The sequence below is a fragment of the Kocuria gwangalliensis genome, from assembly GCF_039544365.1.
Taxonomy (GTDB): Bacteria; Actinomycetota; Actinomycetes; order Actinomycetales; family Micrococcaceae; genus Kocuria; species Kocuria gwangalliensis.
In genome coordinates, this window is record NZ_BAABLN010000031.1 from 24,024 (window position 1) to 41,330 (window position 17,307).

Genomic DNA, 17,307 nt, shown 5'->3' on the forward strand with positions numbered 1-17,307 from the left:
GACATGTCCACCACCGTTGATCTTTCCATGCCCACCGTTCCCCGCGTACGGCGCACACCTCAAGAGATCGCCGACGCCGCCCCGGTCGCCGGTGCTCGCAGGGTTTTGTTGGCCGCGCCGCGCGGGTACTGCGCAGGCGTGGACCGTGCCGTGATCGCGGTGGAGAAGGCACTCGAGCACTACGGTGCGCCGGTCTACGTGCGCAAGGAGATCGTGCACAACAAGTACGTGGTCAGCACGCTGGAGGAGCGCGGCGCCATTTTCGTGGACGAGACCGACGAGGTGCCCGAAGGATCCCTTCTCGTGTTCTCCGCACACGGTGTCTCCCCAGCGGTCGTGCAGTCCGCCGTGGACCGCAACCTGCAGACCATTGACGCCACCTGCCCCCTGGTCACCAAGGTGCACCGCGAGGCCGTGCGCTTTGCCCGCGGGGATTTCGAGATCCTGCTGATCGGTCACGTGGGCCATGAAGAGGTCGAGGGCACGTTCGGTGAGGCTCCCGAGCACATTCAGATCGTGAACTCCCCGGAGGACGTGGCCACCCTGGAGGTCAAGAACCCGGACAAGGTGGTGTGGCTGTCCCAGACCACGTTGAGCGTGGACGAGACCATGGAGACCGTCAACCTGCTCCGCGAGAAGTTCCCGAATCTGCAGGACCCGCCCAGTGATGACATTTGCTATGCGACCTCCAACCGTCAGACGGCCATTAAGGAGATTGCCCCTCAGACGGATCTGGTGATCGTGGTGGGTTCGGCCAACTCGTCCAATTCGGTGCGCTTGAAAGAAGTGGCCGAGGAGTACGGTGCCAAGCGAGCCGAGCGCGTGGACTTTGCCAACCAGGTGGACGAGTCCTGGTTCGAGGGTGTTGCCACCGTCGGTGTGACCTCCGGAGCTTCTGTGCCCGAAGTGCTCGTCACGCAGGTGCTCGACCTCTTGGCCGAATACGGCTACGGCGAGGTCGAAGAAGTGGTGACCGCGGAGGAGGACATCCTGTTCTCACTGCCCAAGGAACTGCGCGCCAAGCTCGCCCAGGACGGCGACAACTCCCGTCAGCTCGGGGGCCGTGGAGCGCGCCCCAAGCGCTAATTCCCTAGCTTGCTCGCTCTTCTCGGTCAACGTCTCGCTCCAGCACGAACTCCGTGGCGGTGACGGCCCGGGGCATGGTTTCCACGGGTTTGGTTTCGAGCCCGGTGGAATCGTTGTCGGTGGGATCCAATGCAGCGATCTTGCGTGCTGAGGGCAGTACTCGGGTTTCCAACGATCCCACCAGTTTGTTGTAGCCGTCCACCGAACGCCGCAGTGATCCACCCATGTCCGCGAGGTGTTTACCCACGGATCCCATGCGGTCGTAGAGCTCCCGCGACAGGCGGTAGAGCTCACGAGCGTTGTCCGTGAGGGTGGCCTGCCGCCAGCTGAACGCCACGGCCTTCAACGATGCCATCAGCGACACCGGGGACACCAACGCCACGTTGTTCCGCGAGGCATGTTCCAGCAGTGTCGCGTCCGTTTCCAGGGCTGCGGCCAGGGCGGATTCCACGGGGACGAAGCACATCACCAGCTCGGGTGACCCATCGTTGCCCGTCCAGTACTGCTTGGTGGCCAGCGCGTCCACGTGCGACCGCAGTGCTTTGGCGTGCGCCTTCAAGGACCGCGCCCGGAGCTGCTCGTTCTCGGAGGAGCCGTCCGCGGGAACGGCCTGCGAATCCAGGTAGGAGTTCATGGGTGCCTTGGCATCCACCACAATTGATTGCCCACCGGGCAGCTTGATGATCATGTCCGGTCGTTGCACTCCGCGGTCGGTCACGCGGGAGTCCTGCTCCGTGAAATCCACGTGGCGCACCATGCCCGCGGCCTCCACCACGCGGCGCAACTGCATTTCTCCCCACGCACCTCGCACTGTGGTGGACCGCAGGGAGGATGACAACGAACCGGTGGCCTCCAACAACTGGGCGTCGGTGCTGCGAGCGGCATCCAGTGCCTGGCTCACCGCACCGAACTGCGCCGCACGGTCACGTTCCAATTGGGTGACGTGATGCCCCACGGTGCGCAGCTGATCATTGAGCGGAGCCAGCGCCTGCAGCACGTTCTGATCCTGGAAGGACCGCGCTTCAAGGGTGGCCACGTGTTTCTCGAGCTGTTCCTTGGCTTCCCGTGCCGCGGCGCTTTCCTGTAACGCGCTCAGACGCTCGGCTTGTAACTCATCGACCTCGGCTTCAACTCGCCGCGTCCGGCGACCCGCCACCGTCAGACCCACGGCCGCACCCAGCCCTAGGCCAACCACGAGGGCGAGCAACGCCCACAACCACCACACCTGAGACATCACGGAAGCGTCCATGGGTGAACTGTCTCAGATCCCTCCGACACGCATAAGTTCGTTCCTGGGGGAGCCCCTGAAACACGCCCCGCTAGATCCACCCGTTGCGCAGCGCCCTCGCCGCGGCCTCGGATCGGTTGTGCACGCCCGTCTTCCCGATGGCCGACGACAAATGATTGCGCACCGTACCGGGGGACAGATGCAGGGCGGCCGCAATGTGTTTGGCGGAGCCACCCTGCGCGGATTCCCGCAGCACGTCCTGTTCCCGCTGGGTCAACGGATTGGACCCGGCCACCAAGGATTCCTCAGCGAGAACGGGATCGATCACGCGCAGTCCCGCGTGCACACGCCGGATGGCCTCCGCCAATTGGTCGGCCGGGGTATCTTTCACGACGAACCCGCTCGCTCCGGCGTCCAGGGCGCGCCGCAAGTACCCGGGTCGGTCGAACGTCGTGACGATCAGACATTTGGTTCCGCTCCCGCCGCGCGCAATTTCCTGCGTGGCATCCAGTCCGTTGAGCACGGGCATTTCAATGTCCAGCAGGGCCACATCCACGTTCTGGGCTGCGACTGCGGCCACGGCCTCTCGACCGTTGCCGGCCTGGGCGACCACGCAGATGTCCGGTTCCAGCTCCAGCAGCGCGACCAGACCGGCCCGCACCAACGCTTGGTCGTCCGCGATCACTACCGAAATGGTGTTCATGCCGGTTCCACCACGATTCGAGTTCCTCGGTCCTTACCGTCCACGGGCGAGGTCACGGTCAGTCTCAACCCCGCTCGCTCCGCCCGTTCGCGCATGCCGCGCAGGCCGTTCCCGGAAACCGACGCCGCCGCCGCGTCCGCGCCGCGGCGCTCGCCACCTAACCCTGCGCCGTCGTCGGTGATGGTCAGGGTGGTCGAGATGAGCGTGACCCAGCAGGCCGAGGCGGAGGAATGGCGCACCGCATTGGTCACGGCCTCGCGCAGGATCCACGCGAACGTGGCGCGCCTGGGTGGGGCAATGGTCGGAACGGTGCTGGGCAGGTGCGGGGTGATACCCGCTGAACGCAGGGCCGCCCGGGCCTGCACCAATTGCACACTCAACTCCGGTTCCCGCAGTTTGCCCACGGTGGAGCGTACATCGGTGAGGGAATCGCGGGTGAGGACCAGAACGTCGTCGAGCTCCTGGGCCGCTCGTTCCGGGTCCGTGGCCATGAGGCGTTTGGCCAGCTGAACCTTCATGGACACCACGGTCAGTGAATGGCCCAGAATGTCGTGGACGTCTCGGCCCACCGATTCGCGCTGCTGGGCCAACTTGAGTTCACGCTGGAGTTCTTCCCTGACCATGGACCGTTCCATGACCCAGCGGGACACCAACAACAGCATGAACGCGGGTGAGATGCCCACGAGGGGCCAAAACCATTGCTGCGGCGGGTACATGATCAGCCACGGGGTGATTGCAATGACCGCGATGACCGCGGCCGCAATGATCGCGCCTTTCATGGACAGTCGGAACGCGCACACGGCCACGAAGAACGGCGCCACGTAGGTGCCGGTCAGTCCGGCCGCCGGGACCACCAAGGCCAGAGGCAACAGGAGGATCAGGCACCAGAAGAGCGCGTTGACCAGTTCACTGCGGCGCGGGAACGGCACCTCGTAGATCCAGGAGATCACGTACAGCACGGCGAACACGCCAAGACCCGTGAGGCCCAGCGCCTTGAGTCCGTCCGACACCGGCGCGGACAGCACATTCGAGACAGGGAAGAGCAGGAACACCAGCCATACGGACGCGTAGAGAACATCGCTCCAGCCGGTGGACCAGTCGGCGGGATTCTCGGCCGTGGTTTCCATCACGGTCTGAGTGTTACTCGTCACCGTGCTCATGTCCGGGCCGTCGCTTTCCGTGCAGCAAACAGGGCTACGGCCGCAAAGATCACGGCCCACACACCGACATTGGCCAACAGCATCCATACGCTGTCCTGTTCGGCCGTGCCATCCACGGCAACCACCCATCCTTCGGTAATGGGGTAGCGGGCAAGTCCAACAATTCCATACAAGGGCGTGAAGCGGGCGAACTCCAGTAGCGAACCGGACAGCGGCATGAACACGTTGCCCAGAAAAGCGAGCACCACCAGCAGGCCGGCGGCCGCGCTGACGGCGCCGTCCGAACGGAACAACAACCCCGCAGCCAAACCATAGAGTGCGAAGACCACGGAACAAGCCACCACGATGCCGGCGGTCGCAAACCAGCGCCACAGGTCGTCCATGGCGGAATTGGTGAAGACGCCGACCAGGTAGACAATGATCACCGGCACGACCGCCACGGCTACGGCCACCACCACTTTGGTGGCGGCATAACCGCCCGTACCCATGGGAGTCATGGCCAGTTGCCGGCCCCAGCCCTTCATCCGTTCCACTGCAGCGCTGCCCGCGATCGACGTGGTTGCCGTCACAGCCCCGTACGCCGCCATGGAAACCATGAGGTACGCGGAGACATTGCCGTGGCCCGATGAATCGTTGGACCAGCCCTGGGTGACGCCGAACATGATGAACAGTGCCGCGGGCAAGATGGCAATGAAGAACATGTTCTCGAAGGCCCTGACCTGTCGCCAGAAATCGTGGAGCGTGTAGGTGAGATTCATGACGGAATCCTTGTCTGTCCTGGTGGTCTGCAGATGTCGGTACTGGAGCCGCGTGACTCAGGTGTCGTCGGAACGGCTAATGAGGGCGGTGAACGCGTCTTCCAGGCCGCCGCGAGAGATTTCCAGCTCGGCGGCCGGTGTCTGGGTCAGCAGCACTCGGGCCAACCGGTCCGATTCGTGAGTGTGCGCGATGACGCGGGAGCCCTTCCGGTCCAGGTGCGTGATACCGGGGAGGCCCGGCAGCGGCGTCGGCTCCGGCCAGGTAAAAGTCACTGCCTGGTGGGTCGAAGCGGAGCGGAAGCTGTCCACCGTCCCGTCGTGATGCACGGCCCCGCGGTCCAGGAGCACCACACGCTGGGCGAAGTCCTCGGCTTCCTGCAGGTAGTGGGTGGCGAAGACCACCGTGCGACCCTCGCGGGCCTCGGCGTGCATCGTGTCCCAGAACTCGTGGCGGGATTGGACATCCATGCCGGCCGTGGGCTCATCCAGCACCAGGAGGTCGGGTTCGGGGAGCAGTGCCAGGGCGAACCGCACGCGCTGCTGCTGGCCACCCGAGCACTTGGACACTTTGCGTTTCGCGAAGGTGGTTGCTCCGGCCCGTTCGAGGGCCTCGTCCACCGGCATGTGTTTCCGGTAGAGGGACGCGATCATGACCACTGTCTCGCGTACCGATAAGTCGTCGAGCAAACCACCGGTCTGCTGGACGGCGCCCACCAGGCCACGGGACACCGCCTCGCGGGGGCTGCGACCGAAGACCGAGACCGTGCCGTCCTGGGGATCGGACATGCCGAGGATGATGTCCAAGAGCGTGGTCTTGCCGGCACCGTTGGGCCCGAGCAGGGCAACGATCTCGCCGCGGTCGATGCGCAGGCTCACATCATTGACCGCGTGCACGGTTTCCTTGCGGGTGCGGAACACCTGGTGAACCCGGGAGCACTCGATGGCCGGAGCGAGCGGCGTCGTCGTGGGAGCGGCTCGTGAAGCTGATGGGGTGGCTGGTGCGTTCATACCCCCATATTCGCGGGAATTTGCCCGGTTCAGAACTGCCGAACGTCATGACTCGCACATGACAATCGTCATGGGCTAGCCTTAAAAATGGCTCGCCGGAGGGCGCACGTAACCGCCGGGCACCACATGAGAAATTTCTCATGAACGTCTCACGTCCGATTCACACCCGATTTCTAGTCTTGGGTTAACAGGACAGCCGTCGGCGGATCAACCAGCCGGCTCGAACGTGAGGTCAACGGATGAATACTGCACATCACTGCCAAGAGTTGCGGATCGCCCTCTACTCACACGATTCGTTGGGTCTGGGTCACACCCGCCGTAACCTGGCCATTGCGCAGGCACTGTCCGACACGCTGCCCGAGCTGACCGGTCGCAAGCTGTCCGGGTTGCTCATTACCGGTGAACGCACCGCCACGTCCTACCGCTGCCCCAAGGGTTTCGACTGGCTCGTGGTCCCCGGGATTCGCAAGGGTGCCGACAAGTACGAGGCCCGCCACCTGGGGGTCAGGAGCGAGCGGCTGATCAACATCCGCTCCTCCGTGATCGGTGGCGCCCTGGACGCGTTCCGTCCGCACATCGTGATCGTGGACCGTCATCCGTTCGGCATCGATGGCGAGCTGATCAAGCCCCTTGAAAACCTCAAAGCTGCAAAGCCGGAGACCACGTTGGTCCTAGGACTGCGCGAGGTCCTGGACGCACCCGAGGTAGCTGCCGAGGAATGGAAGCGCGTGGGCCTTGATCCCGTGACCGACTTATTCGACCGCGTGTGGGTCTACGGCGACCGCGAGATCCACGATCCGCTGGCCACCGGGGAGCTGCCCGCAGAATTCGCGCCCATGGTCGACTACACCGGCCTGCTCTCGAGTGGCCGCAAATTCTCCGGTCGTCACAACGCGGCCACCACACCGTTCCTGCTCACGATGCTCGGTGGCGGCTCCGACGGCGTCAACGTAGCCAGGGCCGCGGCCGCAGCGACGGTACCGGCCGGCGTGCAACACTTGGTGGTGACCGGTCCGCAGATGCCCGCCGCCGAGCGCCACTCGGTGGAAGCCGCCGTGGGGCCGTCCACCACGGTCACCACCAAGGTCTCGGACGGCATGTCCTACGTGGCCTGCGCAGATGCCGTGGTGTCCATGGCCGGGTACAACACCGTGGCCGAGACGCTTTCCACGGACACTCCCGCGCTGCTGGTTCCGCGCACCACCCCGCGCACCGAGCAGATCATTCGCGCTCGCGGACTGGGGGAGGCCGGCGCCGTCGACTGGGTGGATCCGTCCGAGGCTACGAGCACATTTATCGGTCAGTGGTTGGCGGAGGCCGTGGCGAACCCCGCCGTCCGGGAGAGGCAGCAAAGTGCCCGCGCCGGGCTCGAACTCAACGGTCTGAACCGCGTGGTTGATCTGGCGGCGGATCTCGCGTGGCTCACCGACAAGACTGTCGCTTCGCTGCCGGCTGCGGGGGCGAACATCGTGGTTGGCTATTCTTCCGATTCAGGCGATGTCGCAGAAATTGATCCTGCGGGGGCTCCCCGCAGTGCGGTGACCGTTCCGGCCCGTTCGTTCCAAGCAGCAGGAGTCAACCATGCGGCGTTCTGAGTCCGCCACCGCCCACCCGGCACGTAAGACCGCCTACGTGCTCAAGGTGTACCCGCGGTTTTCCGAAACCTTCATTGTCACCGAGATCCTCGCCCGTGAAGCCGCGGGTGAATCCCTTGAGATCTTTGCGCTGCGCCCCACCTCGGATACCCGCTTCCACCCCGAGATCGCGCTGGTCCAGGCTCCCGTGTCGTTCCTGCCCAAGCCGTCTAAACTTTCCGACGCCTGGGCGCTTCTGGCCGAGGCGACCGCCACGATCCCCGGTTTCGCCCGCCGTTATGCCGACCTGCTCCCCGAGCTGGTCACCTACGACGCCGCCGACGTTCACCAGGCCGTCCAACTCGCGTGCGCGGTCTCTCGCCGCGGCATCACGCACCTGCACGCCCATTTTGCCACGCTGGCGGGACAGACCGCCGAGATCGCCGCGCTGCTGGCCGGCATCGCATACTCGGTGACCACCCACGCCAAGGACATCTTCCACGAGTCCGTGGTCCCGGCCCGCTTGCACCGCACCATTGCGCGGTCGCACCACGTCATCACGATCTCCGGGTACAACCTCAACCACCTGGCCACCCAGTACCCGGACCACGCCCACAAGGTGCACCTGGTATACAACGGGTTGGAGCTGGATCGTTTCCCGTACTCGCCCCCGGCCGTGCTGGACGGAACCAGGCCGCTGCGCATTGCTGCCGTGGGCCGGATGGTCGAGAAGAAGGGATTCTTCGACCTGGTCGCTGCCACGGGCCGGCTCGTGGCACAGGGGATTCCGGTGGAGGTGCGTATCGCCGGTGAAGGAGCCCTGTTCACCCGTGTCCGGACCGCGATCGACATCGCGGGCCTGAGCGACGTGGTCACCCTCCTGGGCGCTCGCACGCAACAAGAGGTCCGTGAGCTGTTGGCCTGGGCGGATGCCTTTGCGGCGCCTTCCATTGTTGGCGCGGACGGTAACGCGGACGGCCTACCCACTGTGCTGCTCGAGGCCATGGCCAGCGGTGTTCCCTGCGTCGCGTCGACCGTCACCGGCATTCCGGAAGCCATAGCGCACGGTGTCACGGGGCTTCTGCACACTCCCGGCAACGTGGACGAACTGGCCAGCGCGCTCGCCACCATCGCGGACCCCGCCTTCGACCGCCAAACAACGGCTGCCGCGGCTCGTCACCACGTCGAAAACCGCTTCGACTCGCGGTCCCAAGCACGTATGCTCATGGCCCTGGAAAACGGACGGTTACAGGACATCGGCGAGCCCGCAGTTCCGCCCGTTCCGCGAGCGAACGAGACCGCCCACGACGCAGCAGCCACCCCGCCCGCCCCGGACCTCGCCGGCAAACGCATCGCATACGTGTGCGTGGACCCGGGGATTCCGGTGTTCGGCACCAAGGGCGCTTCCGTGCATGTGCAGGAAGTGGTGCGCGAGTTCATCCGCCGCGGCGCGCACGTCACGGTCTTCGCGACCCGCACCGACCATGACCGGCCCGCCGACCTGGGCGGCGTGGAGGTAGTCCACCGCCCCATCACGATCAAGGAAACCGCCGAGCGCGAGACCGCTCAGCACACCGTGAGCTCCGAATTCGCGTTCCAGATCGCAGCTGGTGGCTTCGACCTGGTCTACGAGCGGTACTCCTTGTTCTCCACGACGCTCGCGCAGGTCGCGCCCGCAGGCATCCCGGGCATTCTCGAGGTCAATGCGCCACTCATCGACGAACAGCGCACGCACCGTCACCTGATCGATGAGAAGCTCGCGCACCGCGCGCTGGTCGAACAGACCTCAGCCGCCGCGCACACGATCGCCGTGTCCGCCATGGTCGCGGACTGGGTTGTCGGCACAACCGGGGGAGCCGAGGTCACCGTGGTGCCCAACGGCGTCAACACGGATCGGATCGTCCCCGGCGAAGACCCGCTGGAGAGCGATCGACCAACCGTGGTTTTCGTGGGCACGCTCAAGCCGTGGCACGGTGTGGAAATCCTGGTCGAAGCCGCCGCGTTGGCCCGGCAGGACTGGGATCTGCGCATCATCGGCCACGGGCCACAGAGCGAGATCCTGCGGGCTCGCGTGAAGGACGCCGGGCTGCAGCACCGTGTGTCGTTCACCGGTGCCGTGACCCCCGAGGCCGTTCCCGGTTTTTTGACCGGCTGCTCGATCGCCACCGCCCCCTACCCGGCCGTGGCCACCGAGGACTCGTACTTCTCCCCGCTCAAGGTCTACGAATACCTTGCCGCGGGACTCCCCGTGGTGGCCTCGGCGATCGGACAGATCCCGCACATCTTGGAAGGCACCGACGCCGGGGTGCTCGTGCCACCGTCGGACGCGCAAGCGCTCGCGGACGCAATCGACGAGCTCGTGATCGACGCCGAACGCCGCAACCGGATGGCCCGTAACGCCCGCGCTCTGGCCGTTTCACGGCACAGCTGGAGCAAGGCCGTGGATACGATCCTGAGCGGCGTCGCGAGCCAGCTCGCTGAGATCGCCACCGCCGCCACTGAGTTTGCCGCGGTGGCGGCCGGAGACGGCGGCGCACCGTGAGCTCAAAATCCAAGAAGGCGGGCAAGGTCGATCCCGGAGCCCTGCGCCGGACCCTCAAAATCGTGCGGCCCCACTTGGGCGGCCAGAAATGGCTGATGTCCGGTGGTATTACCGCGCTGCTGTTCGAGGTGGCCTTCCGCGTGCTCGAACCGTGGCCCACCAAGTTCGTGGTGGACGCCGTGACCGCTCAGCTGGGAGCGACCATTCCCGGCGCACCGGCCGCGACCGCGAGCCTGCTGGTCGCGTGTGCCGCGGCGGTGGTGCTGATCGTGGGTCTGCGGGCGCTGTCGAATTACTTGGCCACGGTGTGCTTCGCTCTGGCCGGATCCCGCGTGGCCACCAAACTGCGCGCAGCGGTGTTCTCCCACGTGCAATCGCTCTCGGACGGCTATCACGCCACGAGTAAGCGCGGTGACCTGGTGCAACGACTGGTCGGCGACGTGGGCAAGCTGCAGGACGTGGCCGTGACTGCCGGTTTGCCGCTGATCGCCAACGTGATCACGCTGCTGGTCATGGCCGTGGTGATGTTCGTGCTGGACGCCCGTCTGGCTTGCGTGGTGGTGCTCGCTGCGATCGCCTACTGGGTGACGTCGCAGGGCTCGACCACGCGCATCACCGAGGCGTCCCGCCGGACTCGTAAGGGCGAGGGCCAGTTGGCCAACATCGCCCAGGAGTCCTTGGGCGCAATCGGCGTGGTGCATGCCTACAGCCTGCACGGTGAGATCAGCAAGAACTTCTCCGGCTCCAACATGAAGACCCTCAAGGACGGCGTCCAGGCCAAGAAGCTCGCCGCCGGACTCGAGCGCCGTACGGACGTGATTGTTGGCGTGGCTACTGCACTGGTTCTTGGCGGCGGCGGTTGGCGCGTGGTCCAGGGCGGGATGAGCCCCGGCGATCTGGTGATCTTCCTGACCTATCTCAAGACCGCAATGAAACCCCTGCGCGACCTGGCCAAGTACACCGGCCGCATCGCCCGGGCCACCGCCTCCGGTGAACGCATCGCGGACGTGTTGGACGTGCCCGTGGATATCGGCGACGATCCGGACGCCAAGCCGCTGGCCTACGCCCGTGGCGAGTTGGCCCTGCGCGACGTGTGGTTCGGCTACAACCCCGGCGACCCCATCCTGCGTGGTGTGGACGTGGAGATCCCCGCGGGTCAACGTGTGGCGGTGGTCGGTCCTTCGGGTGCCGGCAAGTCCACGATCAGCAAGCTGCTGCCCCGACTGATCGATCCCGATCAGGGCAAGGTATGCCTGGACGGCACCAACATCCGCGACATCACGCTGGAGAGCCTGCGCTCGCACATTGCCCTGGTGCCCCAGGAGACCGTGCTGTTCTCCGGCACCATCAACGACAACATTCGTTACGGCCGCCTGGACGCCTCCGATGAAGAGGTGCAAGAAGCCGCCCGCCGCGCGTACGCCCACGACTTCATCTGCGCGATGCCCCAGGCTTACGACACCTACGTGGGTGAGCGCGGAGGCACGCTGTCCGGCGGCCAACGCCAGCGCATCGCGGTGGCCCGTGCGCTGCTGAGGGATTCGCCGGTGGTGGTCCTGGACGAGGCCACAACGGGACTGGACCCCGCGGCGACGTCGGCGGTGCTCAAAGCCATTGACCACCTGACCGTGGATCGCACGACCGTGGCCATCACCCACGATGCGCACCTGGCGCTGGACGCGGACCGCGTCCTGTGGATCGAGAACGGAAATATCGAACTGGACGGCACTCCCGCCGAACTCATGACGGAACATTCTGGCCGGTTCGCCGCGTGGGCCAAGACCCAGCGCAACGCAACGGAGGTCTCATGAGCCAGGCACTGAGAACACCGGTGCTCAACGCGCTGTACGCCCTGCCGGGTTCGGAATCGGATGCCCGTTCGATTGCCATGCTGATCGCCAACACGGGCATGGCCCGGCCGGTCATTGAGCACCTTCGCTTCAAGCCGGAGACCTCCGCGGTGGCGCGGATTGTCGACGCCGCTCGCGACCGTTTCGGGGCCGCAAGCCAGCCCTGGTGGTTCGCCGCGTACGCACCGAGCGAGACGAACAAGGCCGGCAAATTGCTCAAGCGCGCTGATCAGACCGGGTACCCGCTGTTCACCGCGCTGCTGCCGGACGATCCGCGCACCAGCGTGTTCTGTGGGCCGATCGGCCTGGACCGCATGTTGTTCAAGGCGCTTGCGGAGATCAAGGCCGTGGACCCGCGTGGGCAGGTTGACGGGACCGTGCTCAGCTACAACCCGTGGCGTCGTGTGGTGTTCAAGCGCGCCGGCGATTCCGGCGAGTCTTCCGTGGTGCGCGTGTGGGCGGAACCTCCCGCCACGGCGCCGTTGCTGTCGGCGTTGCATCAGCTCGGTGCGCCCGTACTGCCGGTGACGGGGATGACCCAGCACAGCATCGAGCAACCGTGGATCACCGGGAGAGATTTCACGGAACGGCTGGCTGCGGATGTTGCGGCGACGGGCGGCGCGGTGTCGGGCGTGACGACGTCTGATTCAGGCGCAGCGGGCGACAAGGTCTCCGGTGGTTCGGCGACCGGTGCTGCGGCAACGGTAGCGCTCTCGCCAAGCGATCTCTTGCCGGCGGTGGCTGAGGCGGTCACCCGGCTGCACAACATTGACCCGGCTGCGTTGGTGTCCATGACGCAGGAGGTGCTGCACTCGGGCATGCCCGGGGCACTCGGCCAAAAACTGGCCGTGCCGGGCGTGAATCCTGTGACCGCCCTGCAGGGTGCGGCCAACGGGCTGACATGTTTCCTGGCAGATTTGCGGGGTCGATTCGAGACCGTGGCCGACGACGTACTGCGGGCCATCGCCGAGAATCCTGGCGCCGCGGTGCTCGCCCACGGGGATCTTTCCGCAGATCAGGTGGTGCTCGGGGAAGACGGCGCGCCGCTCCTCATCGATTTCGACCGCATGAAGATGGCACCCATTGGTTACGACCTGGGTGATTTCGCGGCCGTGGAGCTATTGAGTGGTCGCGATTCATCTACTGCGATGGCCCTGGCTGAGGCGTATCGTCGTGTACCCGGCACGGGGGTGGTCACGGACGAATCCGTGCGCGCGTGGACGGCGTTCCATGTGCTTTTGCGAGTGACCGAAGCGTTTCGCAATCTGGATCCGGATTGCGTCAATCACGCACGGCAGCGCGTTGATCTCGCGCACGCCGTGCTGCGGGGCAAGGTGGAATGACATGACGGGGATAGCGCCCCAGCGGGCGCCGGGGGCGGAGCACTCACAAGCTCCAATGCAATTCGATATCAATGGTGAACGATTAATTGTGCGTCGCTCATGGCCGGGGAAAGAGGGGGAACGGATTTATGAGTGTCGCGATTCGCTCCAGCGGATCCGCGCGGTCGTGGAGGTTCCTGAGTTCGGCGTGAAACTGACGCCGTACGCCAATGACCGCAAATTACCGTCCCTGCAACCCGGTGGCGAACTCATTGTTCATCGGGCGGGCAAGCGCGCCGTCGATTGCACCTCGCGGGGATTCGTGAAGCACCTGCGGGCGGGAAAATCCGCCGACGTCGCCGCGGCCACCACCACGATGGGTGCGCTCGCCGAGGGAGCGGGGTTCTCGGTACCGCGGGTTCTGGAGACCACCGAGCATTCGGTCACGTTGAGTACGGTGCCGGGCCGGCCCCTGATGGAGCTGGAGCAGGAGTGCTGGGCGCTCGCGTGGGACGAGTGGCAGGCCGCCTGGTCACGCATCGTGCTGAGCGACGTCGGCGGGGCTGATGACTGGCAAACGCATGACGCCGCGGCCGAAGCGGGCGTGGTCGGTACATGGCTCGCCAACCTGCGCGAGCACGACCCCGGTGAACTGGCCGGTCGTTTTGCCGACCGTTTGACCGAGGTCGAGGGCGGGGTCCACGAGGCTCTCCTGAGCCTGGACGACCGGACACAGGGAACTGCACGTAACGAACTGGTGCCCGCGCATCGCGATCTCCATGACGGACAAATGCTGTTCGACTGCGCCAACCGGCGCATGGGAGTGCTCGATTTCGACACCGCAGTGCTGGCCGATCGTGAACTGGACCTGGCAAATCTCGAGGTGCACATCGACCTGCGCGTGATGCAGGGGTTGCTCAGCGAGGACATGGCACTCCTCGCGAGGATCGCGATCGCCGAGGCGTCCCGAGTGGTGGGGGCCGATGCGCGGCGGATGGCGGTTTACCGGGAGGCAACCCGCGCGCGGTTGGTGTGCGTCTATGCGTTCAGGCCGCAGTGGGTGCCGGTGGCCGAACGGTTACTGGATCAGCTGGGCTGAGGCGTTCCATGAGTGTCCGTGGGCGGCGGTAGACTGTCCTACCGTGGCTCTTACTATTGGAATTGTCGGTCTTCCCAACGTCGGTAAATCAACGCTGTTCAATGCGCTCACGCGGAACACGGTGCTCGCCGCGAATTACCCGTTCGCGACCATCGAGCCGAACATCGGGGTCGTGAATCTGCCGGACCCGCGTTTGAACACCCTCGCCGGGATCTTCGGCTCGGAGCGCATCCTGCCCGCCACCGTGTCCTTCGTGGACATTGCGGGCATTGTGAAGGGCGCGTCCGAGGGTGAGGGTTTGGGTAACCAGTTCCTGGCCAACATCCGTGAAGCGCACGCGATCGCCCAGGTGGTGCGGGCGTTCGACGACCCGGACGTGATCCACGTGGACGGTAAGATCGACCCCGCCTCCGACATGGAGACCATTAACACCGAGCTGGTGTTAGCTGACCTGCAGACCATGGAGAACGCGATTCCGCGCCTGGAAAAGCAGGTCAAGATCAAGAAGGGTTCTCCCGAGCAGCTGGCCGCGTACCAAGCCGCGCAGAAGGTGCTCGAGGAAGGCCGCACGATTTTCGAGGCCGCCGGTCCCGAGAAGCTGGAACTCGATCAGTTGCGTGAGCTGAACCTGCTGACCGCCAAGCCGTTCATTTACGTGTTCAACGCTGATGAGGGAGTACTGGATTCGCCGGAACGCCAGCAGGAACTGGTCGATCTGGTCGCGCCGGCCCAGGCCGTGTTCCTGGACGCGAAGCTCGAGTCCGACCTCGTGGAGCTGTCCGATGAGGAAGCCCGCGAAATGCTGGAAATGTCCGGCCAGGACGAATCCGGCCTGGACAAGCTGGCCCGCACCGGGTTCCAGACCCTCGGCCTGCAGACCTACCTCACCGCCGGCCCCAAGGAATCCCGGGCCTGGACCATCAACAAGGGCGACACCGCACCCAAGGCTGCCGGTGTGATCCACACGGACTTCGAGCGGGGCTTCATCAAGGCCGAAGTCGTGTCCTTCGACGACCTGGTGGCCGCCGGATCCATGGCTGACGCCAAGGCTGCGGGCAAGGTCCGTATTGAGGGCAAGGACTACGTGATGACGGATGGGGATGTAGTGGAATTCCGGTTTAACGTATAAAAGCAGTGTCTGACTTCTGATGGCTTCGGGGCGGACAAATGTTGTTGATGTAGCAAGTTTCGAGGTTGCCGGTTCTCCAGTGTAGTACGGTGCTACACTGATGGTATGTCGAGAGCCAGCCAGCCGACCCGCCTTCCCCCGGACGTGTACGAGTCCGCGACAGCCGCAGCGCACATTGCCTCACGCACAGTGCCGCAGCAGATCGCACATTGGGCCCGGCTCGGGCGAGAGCTGGAGATGTCACCGCAAGTTAATCATCGTGAGGTCGTCAGGGTCCTGGCAGGGTCGGGCTCCTACGACGCGCTCGGTAAGCCCGAGCAGGCCATCGTCCGAGAGGAATGGGCCAGTCGCATCAGCGAGCTGCGAGCCGGGCTGAACTATGAGGCTGAGTTCGCCGCCGCGGGGGAGTCGTATTCCGAAGCGGATGAGGGCGGCGACGTCATCGTGCATCCGGCTCACGGCTGATGCCGATACTCCATCTACTGGCCGGGTCTAACGGCGCGGGGAAGTCCAGCTATGTTCGCGACGTGCTGATGCCGACTACGCACCTGTCGTTCATCAATGCTGACGAGATCGCGGCAAAGACGTGGCCCGATGCCCAGGCCGAGCACGCCTACGAGGCGGCGCGGATCGCGGAGGCGCAACGACGGGACCGGATCGCGGACGGTGCCTCGTTCATCTCGGAGACGGTGTTCTCCCACCCGAGCAAAGTTCAACTCGTCGCCGATTGTATCGAGGCCGGGTACCTCGTTCACTTGCACGTAATCATGGTCCCGATCGACCTCACCGTGCAACGCGTCCTCGAGAGGGTACGCCGTGGTGGTCACGCGGTGCCGGAGCACAAGATCCGCGAACGCTACGAGCGGCTGTGGGGCAACGTTAGCGCGGCGATCCGGCTCGCTGACACGGCGGAGCTGTTGGATAACAGCAGTGCACGCATACCGTTCCGACTCTGTGCCCGTTACGAGCACGGCGCGCTGATCGGGTCTCCGAGCTGGCCGGAGTGGACGCCGGCTGCGCTGCGAGAAGGAACGAGCGGCCGCGGGGGATGCTAAGCCTTGCTGCAGGGATGACGAATCTGCGAATGGAGGTCGTCTCCTCGAACAGGCGGACAGGCTGGACTGTCAGGTTGCTCTGATCTTCCGAGTGACAATCACGCGACTGGTCGACGCCAGACCCCCGGGGGCAGCTGAACCGGACCGTAGCCGATGGCTCGGCCCGCATGAGCCGCCTGCGCTCGCCACCACACAAGCCGCTGTCATCACAGGTAATTCGACCGTCGAACGCGGTGGAGTTCCGGTTCAACATGTAATCTTGGGCCTGATTCGACCTGTTGAGACGAAGTCGCTTCGCCGCTAGGTTTGGTGTCATGCCTCGCATCCTGATCACGGGAATGTCGGGAGCCGGGAAATCGACGGTGCTCGCTGAGCTGGCGCGCCGCGGGCGAATCACCGTCGATACCGACTTCGATGGCTGGGAGCTGTCCGGCAGCATGTGGGACGAACCCCGAATGACTGATCTGCTTGCGCAGCACGCGAATGTTGTGGTGTCGGGTACGGCCGAGAATCAGGGGCGGTTTTACGATCGTTTTGAGCACGTCGTCCTCCTCAGTGCACCCATCGACGTGCTGATCGAACGCATCGCGACGCGAACCAACAACCCGTACGGACGCACAACGGAGCAGCAGCGAGACGTCCGGCGATATGTGCGGGAGGTCGAGCCGCTTCTTCGCAGGGGTGCGACTGTTGAGCTGGACGGCCGTCGGTCCGTCGTGAACCTCGCCGATGATATTGAAGCCCTGGAATAGTTCCTTTCTGTTCATGTAAACGCACGAGAGGTTTCTTCCCA

Annotated in this window: 15 protein-coding genes; 10 read left to right on the forward strand and 5 right to left on the reverse strand. The window is 65.0% G+C overall.

Annotation, left to right across the window (positions count from 1 at the left end; genetic code table 11):
• Positions 1-3 precede the first annotated feature (3 nt).
• A complete protein-coding gene (locus tag ABEA06_RS09695; protein ID WP_345311358.1) occupies positions 4-1,086 on the forward strand; it encodes a 4-hydroxy-3-methylbut-2-enyl diphosphate reductase in 1,083 nt (360 codons plus the stop codon).
• Between the two features lie 4 nt (positions 1,087-1,090).
• Here the strand turns inward: ABEA06_RS09695 and ABEA06_RS09700 are convergent, their stop codons facing one another.
• From ABEA06_RS09700 to ABEA06_RS09720, 5 genes are all read right to left on the reverse strand, one after another.
• Positions 1,091-2,335, reverse strand: a complete 1,245-nt coding sequence (locus ABEA06_RS09700) for a DNA recombination protein RmuC (protein ID WP_345311359.1) — start codon at positions 2,333-2,335, stop codon at positions 1,091-1,093.
• A gap of 70 nt (positions 2,336-2,405) precedes the next feature.
• Positions 2,406-3,017: a response regulator transcription factor gene (locus tag ABEA06_RS09705; protein ID WP_345311360.1), complete on the reverse strand. Its 612-nt coding sequence runs from the start codon at positions 3,015-3,017 to the stop codon at positions 2,406-2,408.
• A complete protein-coding gene (locus ABEA06_RS09710; RefSeq protein ID WP_345311420.1) occupies positions 3,014-4,144 on the reverse strand; it encodes a sensor histidine kinase in 1,131 nt (376 codons plus the stop codon). Before ABEA06_RS09710 ends, ABEA06_RS09705 begins: the two co-directional genes overlap by 4 nt.
• A 29-nt stretch (positions 4,145-4,173) precedes the next feature.
• The gene (locus ABEA06_RS09715) at positions 4,174-4,935 is read right to left on the reverse strand and encodes an ABC transporter permease (RefSeq protein WP_303383001.1); all 762 of its coding nucleotides are present in this window, start codon (positions 4,933-4,935) and stop codon (positions 4,174-4,176) included.
• A 57-nt stretch (positions 4,936-4,992) separates the two neighbouring features.
• Complete coding sequence (locus tag ABEA06_RS09720) at positions 4,993-5,943, reverse strand: ABC transporter ATP-binding protein (RefSeq protein WP_345311361.1); 951 nt, start codon at positions 5,941-5,943, stop codon at positions 4,993-4,995.
• A 239-nt stretch (positions 5,944-6,182) separates the two neighbouring features.
• On the opposite strand from ABEA06_RS09720, the gene ABEA06_RS09725 reads away from it, so the two are divergent.
• The 9 genes from ABEA06_RS09725 (at position 6,183) to ABEA06_RS09765 (ending at position 17,266) form a co-directional block, all read left to right on the forward strand.
• On the forward strand, positions 6,183-7,538 hold the full coding sequence (locus ABEA06_RS09725) for a glycosyltransferase family protein (RefSeq protein ID WP_345311362.1): 1,356 nt from the start codon (positions 6,183-6,185) through the stop codon (positions 7,536-7,538).
• The gene (locus tag ABEA06_RS09730; RefSeq protein WP_345311363.1) at positions 7,525-10,059 is read left to right on the forward strand and encodes a glycosyltransferase family 4 protein; all 2,535 of its coding nucleotides are present in this window, start codon (positions 7,525-7,527) and stop codon (positions 10,057-10,059) included. The genes ABEA06_RS09725 and ABEA06_RS09730 overlap by 14 nt, the downstream gene beginning before the upstream one ends.
• A complete protein-coding gene (locus ABEA06_RS09735; RefSeq protein WP_345311364.1) occupies positions 10,056-11,870 on the forward strand; it encodes an ABC transporter ATP-binding protein in 1,815 nt (604 codons plus the stop codon). Before ABEA06_RS09730 ends, ABEA06_RS09735 begins: the two co-directional genes overlap by 4 nt.
• Positions 11,867-13,252, forward strand: a complete 1,386-nt coding sequence (locus ABEA06_RS09740) for a phosphotransferase (RefSeq protein ID WP_345311365.1) — start codon at positions 11,867-11,869, stop codon at positions 13,250-13,252. Before ABEA06_RS09735 ends, ABEA06_RS09740 begins: the two co-directional genes overlap by 4 nt.
• Positions 13,253-13,418: 166 nt before the next feature.
• A complete protein-coding gene (locus tag ABEA06_RS09745) occupies positions 13,419-14,330 on the forward strand; it encodes a phosphotransferase (RefSeq protein WP_345311366.1) in 912 nt (303 codons plus the stop codon).
• A gap of 43 nt (positions 14,331-14,373) precedes the next feature.
• On the forward strand, positions 14,374-15,459 hold the full coding sequence (gene ychF, locus ABEA06_RS09750) for a redox-regulated ATPase YchF (protein ID WP_345311367.1): 1,086 nt from the start codon (positions 14,374-14,376) through the stop codon (positions 15,457-15,459).
• Positions 15,460-15,564: 105 nt separating this feature from the next.
• Positions 15,565-15,924 (forward strand): TA system antitoxin ParD family protein, encoded by a 360-nt coding sequence (locus tag ABEA06_RS09755; RefSeq protein ID WP_345311368.1) that lies wholly within the window; start codon positions 15,565-15,567, stop codon positions 15,922-15,924.
• Positions 15,924-16,514 (forward strand): zeta toxin family protein, encoded by a 591-nt coding sequence (locus ABEA06_RS09760; RefSeq protein WP_345311369.1) that lies wholly within the window; start codon positions 15,924-15,926, stop codon positions 16,512-16,514. Before ABEA06_RS09755 ends, ABEA06_RS09760 begins: the two co-directional genes overlap by 1 nt.
• A gap of 314 nt (positions 16,515-16,828) precedes the next feature.
• Positions 16,829-17,266 carry an AAA family ATPase gene (locus ABEA06_RS09765; RefSeq protein ID WP_303383297.1) on the forward strand — a complete coding sequence of 146 codons (438 nt, stop codon included), beginning with the start codon at positions 16,829-16,831 and terminating at the stop codon, positions 17,264-17,266.
• The last annotated feature ends 41 nt before the right edge of the window (positions 17,267-17,307 follow it).

What these genes read in the sequence shown, in the direction of transcription:
- ABEA06_RS09760 (WP_345311369.1), top strand. Translation starts at nt 15,924, where the DNA reads ATGCCGATACTCCATCTACTGGCCGGGTCTAACGGCGCGGGGAAGTCC.
- ABEA06_RS09695 (WP_345311358.1), top strand. Translation starts at nt 4, where the DNA reads ATGTCCACCACCGTTGATCTTTCCATGCCCACCGTTCCCCGCGTACGG.
- ABEA06_RS09705 (WP_345311360.1), bottom strand. Translation starts at nt 3,017, where the DNA reads ATGAACACCATTTCGGTAGTGATCGCGGACGACCAAGCGTTGGTGCGG.
- ABEA06_RS09740 (WP_345311365.1), top strand. Translation starts at nt 11,867, where the DNA reads ATGAGCCAGGCACTGAGAACACCGGTGCTCAACGCGCTGTACGCCCTG.
- ABEA06_RS09700 (WP_345311359.1), bottom strand. Translation starts at nt 2,335, where the DNA reads ATGGACGCTTCCGTGATGTCTCAGGTGTGGTGGTTGTGGGCGTTGCTC.
- ABEA06_RS09730 (WP_345311363.1), top strand. Translation starts at nt 7,525, where the DNA reads ATGCGGCGTTCTGAGTCCGCCACCGCCCACCCGGCACGTAAGACCGCC.
- ABEA06_RS09725 (WP_345311362.1), top strand. Translation starts at nt 6,183, where the DNA reads ATGAATACTGCACATCACTGCCAAGAGTTGCGGATCGCCCTCTACTCA.
- ABEA06_RS09765 (WP_303383297.1), top strand. Translation starts at nt 16,829, where the DNA reads ATGCCTCGCATCCTGATCACGGGAATGTCGGGAGCCGGGAAATCGACG.
- ABEA06_RS09710 (WP_345311420.1), bottom strand. Translation starts at nt 4,144, where the DNA reads ATGGAAACCACGGCCGAGAATCCCGCCGACTGGTCCACCGGCTGGAGC.
- ABEA06_RS09755 (WP_345311368.1), top strand. Translation starts at nt 15,565, where the DNA reads ATGTCGAGAGCCAGCCAGCCGACCCGCCTTCCCCCGGACGTGTACGAG.
- ABEA06_RS09720 (WP_345311361.1), bottom strand. Translation starts at nt 5,943, where the DNA reads ATGAACGCACCAGCCACCCCATCAGCTTCACGAGCCGCTCCCACGACG.
- ABEA06_RS09715 (WP_303383001.1), bottom strand. Translation starts at nt 4,935, where the DNA reads ATGAATCTCACCTACACGCTCCACGATTTCTGGCGACAGGTCAGGGCC.